General features: G+C 36.9%; 9 protein-coding genes and 1 pseudogene. 7 read left to right on the forward strand and 3 right to left on the reverse strand.

All coding sequences use genetic code 11. The features are described from left to right. Positions 1 to 188: 188 nt before the first annotated feature. From DQN23_RS00830 to DQN23_RS00855, 6 genes and pseudogenes are all read left to right on the forward strand, one after another. Entirely contained in the window at positions 189 to 2,162 is a 1,974-nt protein-coding gene (locus DQN23_RS00830; RefSeq protein WP_111712562.1) for an ABC transporter substrate binding protein, read from the forward strand. After that, positions 2,162 to 2,965: an ABC transporter ATP-binding protein gene (locus DQN23_RS00835; protein ID WP_111712563.1), complete on the forward strand. Its 804-nt coding sequence runs from the start codon at positions 2,162 to 2,164 to the stop codon at positions 2,963 to 2,965. The genes DQN23_RS00830 and DQN23_RS00835 overlap by 1 nt, the downstream gene beginning before the upstream one ends. 157 nt (positions 2,966 to 3,122) lie before the next feature. Further along, the gene (groES, locus tag DQN23_RS00840) at positions 3,123 to 3,407 is read left to right on the forward strand and encodes a co-chaperone GroES (RefSeq protein ID WP_111712564.1); all 285 of its coding nucleotides are present in this window, start codon (positions 3,123 to 3,125) and stop codon (positions 3,405 to 3,407) included. A 342-nt stretch (positions 3,408 to 3,749) separates the two neighbouring features. After that, a complete protein-coding gene (gene groL, locus DQN23_RS00845) occupies positions 3,750 to 5,378 on the forward strand; it encodes a chaperonin GroEL (RefSeq protein ID WP_111712565.1) in 1,629 nt (542 codons plus the stop codon). Between the two features lie 150 nt (positions 5,379 to 5,528). Then, positions 5,529 to 6,373 (forward strand): annotated as a pseudogene (locus DQN23_RS00850) (Rgg family transcriptional regulator). Positions 6,374 to 7,483: 1,110 nt separating this feature from the next. Further along, positions 7,484 to 9,100, forward strand: a complete 1,617-nt coding sequence (locus DQN23_RS00855; RefSeq protein WP_111712566.1) for a zinc ribbon domain-containing protein — start codon at positions 7,484 to 7,486, stop codon at positions 9,098 to 9,100. A 116-nt stretch (positions 9,101 to 9,216) separates the two neighbouring features. On the opposite strand, the gene DQN23_RS00860 is transcribed toward DQN23_RS00855, so the two are convergent. Both DQN23_RS00860 and DQN23_RS00865 read right to left on the reverse strand, forming a co-directional pair. Then, a complete protein-coding gene (locus DQN23_RS00860; RefSeq protein WP_111712567.1) occupies positions 9,217 to 10,077 on the reverse strand; it encodes an RluA family pseudouridine synthase in 861 nt (286 codons plus the stop codon). Positions 10,078 to 10,133: 56 nt separating this feature from the next. Continuing rightward, on the reverse strand, positions 10,134 to 10,337 hold the full coding sequence (locus DQN23_RS00865) for a hypothetical protein (protein WP_020916015.1): 204 nt from the start codon (positions 10,335 to 10,337) through the stop codon (positions 10,134 to 10,136). Between the two features lie 627 nt (positions 10,338 to 10,964). On the opposite strand from DQN23_RS00865, the gene DQN23_RS00870 reads away from it, so the two are divergent. Continuing rightward, positions 10,965 to 11,345 carry a hypothetical protein gene (locus DQN23_RS00870; RefSeq protein ID WP_111712568.1) on the forward strand — a complete coding sequence of 127 codons (381 nt, stop codon included), beginning with the start codon at positions 10,965 to 10,967 and terminating at the stop codon, positions 11,343 to 11,345. 717 nt (positions 11,346 to 12,062) lie between these two features. On the opposite strand, the gene DQN23_RS00875 is transcribed toward DQN23_RS00870, so the two are convergent. Beyond that, positions 12,063 to 13,271, reverse strand: coding sequence for an L-lactate MFS transporter (locus DQN23_RS00875; protein ID WP_020916017.1), 1,209 nt, complete (start codon positions 13,269 to 13,271; stop codon positions 12,063 to 12,065). Positions 13,272 to 13,615: the final 344 nt, after the last annotated feature.

Genomic DNA, 13,615 nt, shown 5'->3' on the forward strand with positions numbered 1-13,615 from the left:
ATACTTAAAAATCTAACTGGCTTTTAAGTGTTTCTACTTTTTTTGCATATGCATAAAAACCAGTTAGTTTTTTGAACTAGCTGGTTTTTGTTGTGATTGATTTAGGGGAAATCCCTAATGGTGATATTAGGTTACCTTGTCTAGCACGTGCTTTAGGCAAGTAAGTAAAAAGTAGAGGAAGGTAAATTATGAAAAAAGGTTTAACGGCTTTAATGGCTGTCATGTTAGCCGCACTCACCTTAGCTGGGTGTTCGTCAAGCAAAAATGCAAGCAAAGATGTTGTCCATCTTGGCATTCTCCAATATGTGGAGCATCCATCATTGACTGCTGCGCGCAAAGGTTTTGTGGATGAATTGAAAAAAGAAGGTTATGTCGAAGGTAAGAATCTTAAGCTAGATTATGAAAATGCTCAAGGTGACCAGTCTAATCTTCAAACCATTTCCACAAACCTGCTTTCAAATAATGACTTGGTGCTTGGTATTGCGACGCCAGCCGCGCAAACTTTGTCAAATCTATCATCAGATGTTCCCGTGGTCTTTACAGCCGTTACCGATCCTGTGTCAGCTAAATTAGTAGATACTATGGAAACTCCTAACGGCATTGCGACTGGAACGAGCGATATGTCTCCTATCTCAAAACAGGTTGAATTGCTGCAAAAAGTTATGCCTGATGTGAAAAAAGTTGGGATTATGTACACAACTAATGAACGTAATTCAGAAGTTCAAGTTGAAGAAGCACAAAAAGAATTTGCTAAAGCAGGCATTAATGTCATTACCAAAGGGATTTCATCAACTAATGATGTTCAAGACACTGCTAAAAGCTTAATGAGTCAAACACAAGTTCTTTTCATCCCAACAGATAATATGATTGTCAGTGCCATTTCACTACTTACTGAACTATCAAAAGAAATGAAAGTTCCAGTTGTTGGTGGCTCTGCAGACGTAGTTGATCAAGGCGTCCTTTTCACTTACGGTGCCAATTACGAGGCGCTTGGTCGTCAAACAGCTAAATTAGCAGTTCGTATTATCAAAGGTGAAGACGTAAGCAAGGTTGCTGCAGAATATCCTAAAACTCTCAATGTTGTTGCTAATGATGGTATGGCAAAAACGCTTGGCATTGACTTAAGTAGCATTGAAAATGAAGCAACTAAAGCATCGACTGATGATAGTGAAAAGGCAAGTACGCAGGCAAGTAGCACTGCTAAAGCAAATCCGACAAAAACATCAAATAAGTCAGCTAAAAAAGCTTCAAATGCTTGGATTGATATCATTTTAACAGCTATTTCACAAGGTCTCTTGTGGGCTATCATGGCTATCGGTGTGTTTATTACTTTCCGCATTTTGGATATTGCTGACCTTTCTGCTGAAGGATCATTCCCACTTGGTGCAGCTTCAACAGCTATCATGATTGTTAATGGTATTAATCCATTGCCTGCGACAATTGGTGGTTTTGTGGCTGGTATGTTAGCTGGTGCTGTTGCTGGCTTCTTGCACACCAAGATGAAAATTCCAGCGCTCTTAACAGGGATTATCGTGTTAACAGCTCTTTATTCTGTTAACCTTTTGGTTTTGGGTAGTGCCAATGTGTCACTAGTTGGTCAAGAAACTCTTGTAACAGTGATGACGTCAGCTCTCAGCCTTTCAAAACTTTACGCCGTGATTTTGATTGGTGTTATCTTTGTAGCTTTGGTCATTCTATTACTTGTGGTCTTGTTGAACACACAAATGGGACTTGCTCTTCGTGCGACAGGTGATAACCTTGCTATGGGTGAAGCTAACGGGATTAAAGTTGACCGTATGAAGATTCTAGGTTACATGGTTTCAAATGGTTTGATTGCTCTTGCTGGTTCACTCTTAGCGCAAAATAACGGCTACGCTGATATGAATATGGGAACAGGAACAATCGTTAATGGCTTGGCTTCAATTATTTTGGCTGAAGTGATTGTCAAATACTTGCCACTTGGTAAACGCCTCTGGTCAATTGTTCTTGGATCAATTCTATACCGCTTGGTACTTGTTATTATCTTAGCCATGAATGTGGATGCCCAAATGCTTAAATTGGCCTCAGCAGTTCTTCTTGCTTTGATTCTTTATGTTCCAGAAATTCGCAATAAACTACACATTAAACCCTCAAAAACATTGACTCCAGGAGGTAACGACTAATGGCACTTTTAAGCTTATCAAATATCCATAAAACTTTTGAAAAAGGAACCGTTAATGAAAATCATGTCTTGCGTGGCCTTGACTTGGATATCGAACAAGGGGATTTTATCTCAGTTATCGGGGGAAATGGTGCTGGGAAATCAACACTTATGAATTCCATTGCAGGCGTCGTTGACATTGATGAGGGTGATATTGTCCTAGATGGCCAGTCTATTCGTAAAACTTCAGTTGCCGCACGTTCAAAAGACATTAGTCGAGTCTTTCAAGACCCACGAATGGGAACAGCAACCAATTTAACAATTGAAGAAAATATGGCGATTGCTTACCGTCGTGGTAAAAAGCGCAGCTTCTTCAAAAAATCTGTCACTGAACAAGAACGTGAATTGTTCAAAGAAACATTGACAGAACTTGGTTTAGGACTGGAAAATCGTATGAAAATAGATGCGTCTTTCTTATCAGGAGGGCAACGTCAAGCACTAACGCTTGCCATGGCAACCTTGGTGCGCCCCAAAATTCTTCTTCTTGATGAACATACTGCGGCCCTTGATCCCAAAACAAGTGACATGGTCATGCAGCTGACTAAGAAAGTCGTTGAAGAAGAGAAACTCACAACCTTGATGATTACGCACAACATGGAACATGCTATCGAGTATGGTAATCGTCTCGTCATGCTTTATCACGGGAAAATCGTCGTGGACGTTCGTGGCGAAGAAAAGAAAAATCTCACCGTCGCACAGCTTATGAACCTCTTCCGCAAAAACAGTGGTCAAGTCCTAAATGATGATGCTTTGGTATTAGGATAATAAGAAAAAAGACAACTTAGATGACTTAGGGTCTAAGTTGTCTTTTTTAGTGTTTTTTTCTTGACTATTTTTGACCAAGTGTTAGAATAGTTTTTGTAAACACTAGCACTCTTATGCAATGAGTGCTAACAACAATAAAAATATTGGAGGCAAAAGCATGTTGAAACCATTAGGTGACCGTGTGGTCTTGAAAGTTGAAGAAGAAAAAGAACAAACAGTTGGTGGTTTTGTCCTTGCTGGCGCAGGCAAAGAAAGCACACAAACGGCAACTGTTGTAGCTGTTGGTACTGGTGCCCGTACATTGACAGGTGAATTGGTCACACCAAGTGTTGCAGCTGGAGATAAAGTGATTATTGAAACTGGTGCAGGTGTCGAAGTGAAAGATGGTGACGATGCAGTTACTATCGTTCATGAAGCAGAAATTTTAGCTGTAGTAGCATAAGATAAATTAACAAAATAGTAGCCTTTAGTTACTTAGTTAGAATGTAGATAAACTAAAATTAATTATTTGTTGCAGTTGAATTTTAGGATTATTTGCGAGTGAAGCAAGCAATAAAACGATACTTTCTGCTGTGATGAAAGTGGCTGAAATAGTAATAAATCAGCCACCCGGAAGTTTTGAGACTCTCGGCTCAAAACTCAGGTATGGAATTCCGTAGGAAGTCGCTGCCGACCGCACCACCTAAAGAAAGTATCAGAAAAAGGTCTTGTCTTCAACCTAGATAGCTTTTAGCTACTTAGTTTTATTTGGAATACATAATAGAAATCAAATAGGGGAATAGATATGGCAAAAGATATTAAATTTTCATCAGATGCACGCGCAAGCATGATGCGTGGGGTTGATATTTTAGCAGACACTGTTAAAGTAACCTTAGGCCCTAAAGGTCGTAATGTTGTTCTTGAAAAATCATTTGGTTCACCACTTATCACTAATGATGGTGTGACAATTGCCAAAGAAATCGAACTAGAAGACCACTTTGAAAACATGGGTGCAAAATTGGTTTCAGAAGTTGCTTCTAAAACTAATGACATCGCTGGTGACGGTACAACAACTGCCACAGTATTGACACAAGCAATTGTTCGTGAAGGTCTTAAAAACGTGACTGCTGGAGCTAACCCAATCGGTATCCGTCGTGGTATCGAAGCAGCTGTTAAAGTGGCCGTTGACGAATTGAAATCAATCGCTCGACCAGTTGCTAACAAAGAAGCTATTGCCCAAGTCGCAGCCGTTTCATCACGTTCTGAAAAAGTTGGTGAATACATTTCAGAAGCTATGGAAAAAGTTGGTAATGATGGTGTTATCACAATCGAAGAATCACGTGGTATGGAAACAGAACTTGATGTAGTAGAAGGTATGCAATTTGACCGTGGATACCTTTCACAATACATGGTTACTGACAACGAAAAAATGGTTGCTGACCTTGAAAATCCATACATCTTGATTACAGATAAGAAAATCTCAAACATTCAAGATATCTTACCACTTCTTGAAGAAGTGCTCAAAACAAGTCGTCCACTTCTTATTATTGCAGACGACGTTGATGGTGAAGCTCTTCCAACACTTGTCCTTAACAAAATCCGTGGTACTTTCAACGTTGTAGCTGTTAAAGCTCCAGGATTTGGTGACCGTCGTAAAGCAATGCTTGAAGATATCGCTATTTTGACTGGTGCTACAGTGATTACAGAAGATCTTGGTCTTGAGTTGAAAGATGCTAACATGGCAGCTCTTGGTCAAGCCGCTAAAGTAACTGTTGATAAAGACAGCACAGTTCTCGTTGAAGGTGCTGGTGATGCTGATGCTATCGCTAACCGTGTCAATGTGATTAAATCACAACTTGTTTCAACAACATCAGAATTTGACCGTGAAAAACTTCAAGAACGCTTGGCTAAATTAGCTGGTGGTGTTGCAGTCATCAAAGTTGGTGCTGCTACAGAAACAGCTCTTAAAGAAATGAAATTGCGTATTGAAGATGCCCTTAACGCAACACGTGCCGCTGTTGAAGAAGGTATCGTTGCTGGTGGTGGTACTGCCCTTGTTAACGTTATTTCTAAAGTTGCTGAAATTGAACTTGACGGTGATGAAGCTACAGGTCGTAACATCGTTCTTCGCGCTCTTGAAGAACCAGTTCGTCAAATTGCCTTCAACGCTGGTTACGAAGGTTCAGTTATCATTGAACGTTTGAAAAACTCAGAAGTTGGTACGGGGTTCAACGCTGCTAACGGTGAATGGGTGAACATGGTTGAAGCTGGTATTATTGACCCAGTTAAAGTAACACGTTCAGCGCTTCAAAATGCTGCTTCAGTAGCAAGCCTTATCCTTACAACAGAAGCCGTTGTGGCTAACCATCCAGAACCTGCTGCAAGCACACCAGCAGCTCCTGGCATGGATCCATCAATGATGGGTGGATTCTAATCCAAAATACGAATAGATTAATTAGAAAGAACACCCCAAGCGGGTGTTCTTTTTGTTGATTATGTGATTTATGTATCTAAAAGGAATTTGATATAATTAAAAAAAGTAATTTTTAAGAAAGCGGGGTGTGTTATCGTGGATGAAAAAGAAATGATGAGCTTAGGTGAGTTATATCGTGAATTACGTATGGCACGGGGCTTAAAGTTAAAAGGTGTTGCTGGTCAGAAGTTGTCAGTTTCGCAGCTATCAAAGTTTGAAAATGGGCAGAGCATGCTTACAGCAGATAAACTTTTAGTGGCGATTTCAGCGATTCACATGAGCTTTTCAGAATTTGGGCACGCCCTGAATCATTATCAAGAAAGTTCTTATTTTAAACTTGGAAACCAGTTGGCTAATTTACAAGTGGCTGGTGATATTGAAGGACTTAAAGAGGTGTTGAAGAATTATGAAGCTGATGAAAATTTGATACCTATAATCGTTTGACACGGATTGATATTGTCAGTGCTATTTATGCCCTTGATCCAAGTTATGAGATTAAAGAAGATGATAAGCAATTTTTGACGTAATATCTCTACAGAATCGAACAATGGACAGAGTATGAACATTATCTTTTTGGGAATACCATGTCGATTTTATCTGATGCTGATTTGATTTTCTTAGGAAGGGCGCTTGCTGAACGCAATGAATTTTATCTGTCACTTCCTCAACATAAAAAAGCTGCGCAGTTGACCTTTATTAATATTATCTTGGCTTTTATCGAGCGTAATCAACTTTACTACACGACTTATTTTATGACTAAGCTGGAAAGCATGATTAATTATCAAGACATGTTTACCGTAGTATTTTTAACCTTTTTAAAAGATACCTTGGTTTATTTGAAAGGTGAGACTGATGATGTTCAACCAATGAGAGAGTGTATTGAGATGGTTGAAAAATTAGGAAATCCTACAATGGCTAAACTCTTGGAGGAACATTTGGAACAATTTATTAAATGATATAAATAATAAAAATTGAAGGATTAAACTTTCCGTTTTTTATTAGAGTGAACAGACTTTGGATTAAAAAGGTCAGAATAAGAAGTGCTATCAATAAAAAAATTTTCTTAGGTATATAATGACTCCCTATGTCCTTATTATATCGTAAAAAACAGGGAATTCTCGATATTATCATATATGAAAAAACAAAAAGTGAATTTTCATATTTGCGAATTTCTAATAATTGCTTTTTTCCATGGTATATTATACTCGTAAGTATTTGAAGAAGTACTTACAGAGCAATATTAGTCTTGGTTAGGCAAGATATTTTTACATGTGAATAAATCAATTGTTTGGGAGCTTTTGATTTTTGGGAGTCATGTGTGATGGGAAGTATTGCTCTAAAGGGATGGGTTTTTATCCAGGAGAGTTAGCAATATGCTAATCATGGCATCTGAATCTTTGGATTGAGGTGTATAAGTCATATCTTTTTTTCTTATTGAGCGACACTGTCTGTAGTATTAGTAGTATTATGCGTTCAATTACAAAAATTAGTACATTTCCGAGAGGTATGACATGAGATAGGTTTATTGAGAGTGTTTTAGCCAGGTGATTGTTCACACCAAAAAAGCGACTAATAACTCAGCTAGGCATTCTTGTAAACTGATTTACTTTTGACATCGTATTTTCAGTTGGGGGCAGCTGAAAATATGTTGGTGCAGCTTGACTGTATAACTTTCTGAAAAGACTGACAGCCACACTAAAAAACTTAGGAGAAAGCAAACCTTTTTGATTTGGTAAGGTTTGCTTTTTTCTTGGGTAAAGTTATAAAATAATCGTAAAAAACCTTTGTCTGTAGTATACTAAGATTAGAAAATGTTGGTTTAGTTTTAGATATGCTTACTGTATGAAGGGAGTAGGCTTATGATGTTTTGGTTAGGTGTTGCAGGTGCGGTTTTAGTTGCTATTTATCTTGTTATTGTTGATAACAAAGATGATTTCTGAAAAGTAAAAGGTGGCCTTTTAAGCCACCTTTTTAGGTGTTATATGGTGTGATTTTTCTGTAATGGTAGCTTAAAAAGTTTTTGGTATAATAATGACTTAAGATTTGATGGAATAGGGAGACTAAAGATGAAAAAGTTTAAACACACGCTAAAACGTAAAAAAGTCTGGATTCCTAGTGTGATTGTGGGAGTGCTACTCTTGGTCTTTGTGGTTTGGAGAAGTTTTCACTACTCTAAAAAACAAGTCATTCGAGATTATGTAGCAGCCTACCAAAAATCTGGGGATACTTTTGACAATATCAAAGGTTATATCGTTTGGGCTGATAACAATGAAAAGGTTACAACTGATGAAGCTAAGTATGCGACACTTACCAAGTTATCAACATCAGAAGCTGACAAGTTAAGTAGAGATTTAATAAACGCTGATGCTTCTGATGATGCTTACGTTAAAAAAATCGGTCGTAAATTTTTGATTTTCCCAAATTATCGTATCGCTTTGAAACCTTTAGATTTGACCATTAAGACGAATGTTGATAAGGTCGACATTTTGCTCAATAAAAAGAAAGTTGCGCTTAGTGATTCAACTGATTACAGCATCAAGCTTGAACGCTTGCCAATCGCTGATTACACGGCAAGTATTTCTGGAAAATATAATGGCAAACCAATCGAGTTAAGTAAAGATTACGATGGCAAGGATAAGGTTCTTGATTTATCGGTGACTTTTAAAAACTTTAAAGTCACAAGTAACTTAGTTGATGGTGAGCTTTATTTTGATAACACACGCGTAGGCACTTTGGAAAATGGTGAGTACGAGGTTAGTGATTACCCGTTGACAGATTCAGCTAAAGCTTACGTGAAGAAGAAATTCTCAGATGGTGATTTGAAATCACAAAAACAAGCTCTAGCAAGTATCGCTGAGGGGGGCACAGTTGCTTTGAATGTCGATAATCTTTTGGACAGTGAAACCACTGGCAAAGTCTTGGTATCAGCTTTTGACCAAATGATTTTGTATTTGAATGCCGGGCAAGACTCATCAACGCTATCTACGGTTTTTGAAGATGGTGGCAATAATGACTTTTACAAAGGTTTGAAAGAAAGTATCAAGGCTAAGATGCAGACTGACAGCCGCAAGGCGACAAGTCTAACAGTGCCAAATATCACTTTGACCAGTCTATCTCAAGTCGGCAGGGAAACTTATGTGGCAGGATTTACAGCAACTTATGATTTCCACTACGATAAATCGACAGATACTGAAAAGCAAACATCAGGTGAAGTCATCCAAACCTTAGAAGGTAAAGTAACCTTGAAGAAAGCTGGCGCGACTTATGTCGTTGCTAATTCAGGTCAAAAGAGCATCACAGTGATAAATGAAGACAATCAAGTCAAAGGAGAGTCGCTCTTCCCAGAAGCCATGCTTGGCACATGGAAAGTCGATGATAAGAGTGATACGTCATTTACCTTTGAAGCTGATGGGACAATCACTCAAACGACTAAAAATAATAAGAAACAAACCAAGGTTACGGGTATTGAAGACAAAGGAAATAATGTCTATCATTATCTTTATGGAGATGATGCTGATACAAGTGTCTTTACAGTTAGTGGTCTTGGCGGCGTTGGTATCAAGTATACCTTTGGTATTAAAGTAGATGGCAATAAATTAACTTTAGTTGTATGGCAAGCAAATAAAGATGCTGATTTTGATTACAGAAAGCCAATGCTTGGCAGCACTTTGAGCAAAAAATAAGAAAAAGGAGTAGGGATGTAAAGGTTGATTTATCAACGCATTAGAGTCCACTTAACTGCGTTTTGCTTATTATAATTGCATAAATAAAGAGGTTGGTGATAAAAGTCACCAACCTCTTAATGTAATCCTGCTTCAAATGTTTTTGATTTGGCTTCAACACTGATTTTCTCAAGAGTAAATGGGTGTGTGAAGCTGAGTTTATGCGCGTGGAGCATGAGACGTTTAGCAGGAATTTTGCTGTATAATGGGTCACCGATGATGGCATGACCGTGTGTTGACAGATGGACGCGGATTTGGTGCGTGCGTCCCGTTTTTAAACGACATTTGACCAAAGTTCCTTTAGGAAAAACTTTGAGGCGGTCAACGATGGTTAGGGCAGTTTGACCATTTTTGCGGTCAACGACACGTTTTCTGCGGTCATGACGGTCACGTCCAATTTTATCTTGAAAGACTTGGTGTTTAGGTTCAAATTTTCCTTGACCTAGTGCCCAATATTCACGTGAAATGTCTTTGTTTTCGAGCAGGCGATTGAGAATTGGCAGAACAAAAGGGTTCTTAGCAAACATAACAGCGCCGCTTGTTTCCATATCTAAGCGGTGAATGACGTAGCAAGTCTTTCCAACGTAGGCAGAGACATGGTTTAGCAGAGCGATTTCATTTTGCTCGTTGCCATGGGTTTTCATGCCTTCAGGTTTATTGACAATGATGAGATGCTCATCTTGATAAAGACAATCAACTAACTTGCTATCACCAAATGGAATCGTTTTTTGTGGGTAATCGTCGTCATCAAAAGTCAGTTGGATAGTGTCGCCTGTTTTGACCAAGCTCTGCCAGTTGATATTTTCCCCGTTAATCAGCAGGTGCTTTTTGGTGCGTAAAAAATGGCGAATTTTTCGTGGAATTAGTAAATGCTCTTCTAATAGTTCCTTAACTGTGCTATCTGGGTAAGGATTTTTAAGCGTATATGTTAAAGTCATAGCTCTATTATAGCATGAGTGCGCAAAAAAAAACGCACCTTATGGTGCGCCTAGATTTACTTGTCCTTAGCTTCGTTTTCGTGTAGCCAATCATGGTATTTTTCCAAAAGGTTAACAGCCATTTGGGTTGCGACAGCCATTGAGTAAGCTTCAGTGCCTTCAGCTTCACTTTCTGAAACTTCGATTTTTGTTTCGTCGTAAACGGCTTTTAAACTATCGTGTGACAATGTTTTTTTGAATGCTTCAAATCCTTTGTTCATGGTAAAATCCTTTCTAATACATGTGCAAGTATTGTGGACAATTGTGACAACCAGATAAGTTGTGAGCGTTTTTATTGATACTTTTATTTTACCACAAAAGAGATGAAAACGTTGTAATCAAAATGAAATCCCTTTTCATCTGACGTTTTTCAAAAAAACTGTTATAATGTGGTTATGTTAACGTAGAAATATAAATTCTTGATTTAAAAGCGTTTTGAGCTATTTTTTATAATTGTAGTAGAGAAACTGACCAAAAATTAACCAAGCAACATATTTTTAATCAATTAGGTATAGAATAAAGTGCATTAGTTTTTTACTAGTGCATTTTACTGTATATTAAATAGATTTTTTTAGTGACAGATTTTGAATTGGTAATTGGTATTTGCAGATTAGTTTCATGTTGCATTAAAGTTAAAATATTCTTAAAAAACATTGACGTTTAAAAATAGAAGTTGCACAATAAGCATAGGAAGAAGTATTTATATTGAAAGCAGAAATATTATTTGACTATTACTTAATTTAAAGTCGTTGCATAGAAAGGGAAAATAACGGAAACAATATTTTTTAACTACTTTAATTAAACTTAAATCATTTACCTTGACGAAACTTATGAAAGTGTGATTTGTTATGAAAAAGATATTATTTATAATAGTTTTTTCTTTTAATGTATTGTTTTTATTATTCGGAACTAATTCGGCTTTTGCTTTGGAGAGTGATGTTTCTTATACTTTAACGCAGGAGCAAATAAATACAGAGTTTGAAGGGTTAAGTGATAATCAGACTGTAGTGGCATTGCCTGACGGTGAGATTATTTTTAGTGTTAATCAAGGATATGTCTTTTCTAATGAAGAGGTTACACAAAATCAGGGCTATGTAGCTACAGTGGATCAGCTAAAAGATGAGTATCAAACTAAAGAATTTGTCACTTCTGTTAGTGTGATTCCAGAAGTTCCGTTGACTAGGGCGGCTGCACCATCTGCTACGGCTAAAATTTTGCGAAGTGGATAAGTCTATCGTTCAGCGGCTTTTAGTGGTACTGGATGGCGTTTTTCCGGTCTAGGATTTAAATCGGTAGATGGCACAGGTGCTTATTTAGCATGGCAGACATTTAATGATGATAGACGCGTTGGGGATTATAATGAGGCAACTAGAACATTAGGAGGAACTCCTACGGGTACCCTTTTATATAGAGGCACGAGAATATATGTGTTGAGTCGTTATGTCTATCCGTTGTACTATTACACTTATAATCCAGTAGTTGGAACGTACTATATAGTTGATAATATTTGAGGAAAAAGATGTTAAAAAAAGTATTGCCTATATTAGGATTTATTATACTAGTTGTCAGTGTATCTGATATTTAGCAAACTAAAAATTGGATATTGTCAAAAATAGGTTACTTTTTAGAGCTTTACGCATATCGTAACAACAAAATAAGAGTAATTCAGTACCTCTGCAGTAAGCATGCTTCTTTGGTACTGAATTGCTCTTATTAAGACGCTTGTAAGGACATTGGAACACAATTTAGTGGATTTGTTTGTGAAAATTATAAATTTTTATTTAGGTGCTATGAATCCGTATAAGGTTATATCAGAATAGTCCATATGATAGTAAAGAATAATCTATTTGAATGGAAAGCTATTGACAATAACTAAAAATACAATTTTTAAGAGTCATATTCCGTGTTTTGTAAATATTTTGAGCTATAGTGTAGTGGCTGCATTTTTAGTGTTTTTGAGTTTTATGGTGGTTCGTGAGCTTAATAATTAGCATCAAAGCTATAAGATAGAGTAAGATGAAGCAAATCAAAGTAGCGGTGTATGTATGGGTTATTGCATATGACGTTGCTAATAACATTGGTCCGAAAAGAGCAGCCATTGCCCAAGCTGTTAAAATATAACCGTGTAAAATGGCTAATTCCTTTGCGCCATAAATATCGCTGAGATAGGGTGGAATTAGAGAGAACCCTGCCCCATAACAGGACATTAAAATAGCCATTGCAATAACAAATAATATTGGAGAATGGGAAAGCATGATCATTATTGTCATAAGAATATTAACAATGAATAAAATTAAAAAGGTTAAAGGACGACCTATAAAATCTGAAAGACTTGCCCATAACAGTCTTCCAAAACCATTAAAAACTCCCATAATTCCTACAATAATTGCTGCCTCACTAGCAGATATTCCAGCTAAATCTTGAGCCATTGGAGCAACAACTGAAATAAGTCCCAGTCCACAAGAAATATTGATGAAAAAAATCATCCATAACATATAGAAATCCCATGTTTTTAAAGCTTTTTTAGCAGAGACGCCTTGGGTGATATCCGTTGGTAAATTATCTTTAGATAAAATGTAAAAATCTTTGCTTGTAGGGAGTTTGATAAACTGTGAAACAAGAATCATTACAACGAAATACATTACTCCTAGTATATAAAATGTATTAATAATTCCAGAATGTATTATTAACCACTGTGCCATAGGACTAGTTAAAAGAGCTGCGAAACCAAATCCCATAATAGCTAATCCAGTAGCTAAACCACGTTTATCTGGGAACCATTTAATAATAGTGGATACAGGTGTAATATACCCAGCACCTAATCCGATTCCACCAATAATTCCATACCCTAGATAGAGTAGAACAATACTATTCTTTGCAATAGCCAAACCAGTTAATATGTTGCCTAAGGCATAAAGAAAGGCAGATATACTTCCAGTTAATCTAGGACCAAATTTTTCTACGAGTTGTCCCATAAAAGCAGCGGACATTCCTAAACAAAAAATAGCAAGCGAGAAGGCAAAAGCAATGGCTGATTGATCCCATCCTGTTTCTGCGATAATTGGATTTCTGTAGACGCTCCAAGCATAGGTTGAGCCTAGCATTAAATGTAAGATAACACCACATGTTGCGATGAAGTAACGGTTAGTTTTCATTTTTTCTCCTTTTACGAATGTTATTTTATATATAGTCTTATTCGTTAGGATTTTATAGTAACTTTTTTATAAAAATAAGTAAAATAATAAGATTTTAAATAAGTGAGTTTATATTCTTAGTAATTAACCTAAAGGTATTTTATTAAAGAAAGTCATCGTGTGGATAGTTGGAAGTAAGGTTTAGAAAAGGTGAAGCTATCATATTTTCTATAAAGTTGGAAGTTTATCTCAAACAGAATAGTTGTGCTAGTATGAACTTTGTAGTAGCATAGCGTTATACAGTTCTACATACTATATTCCAACATCAAAGTAATATAGTATGTAGAATTAGAAAGGAAATGTAA

Source organism: Streptococcus lutetiensis (assembly GCF_900475675.1).
In the GTDB taxonomy this organism is placed as follows: Bacteria; Bacillota; Bacilli; order Lactobacillales; family Streptococcaceae; genus Streptococcus; species Streptococcus lutetiensis.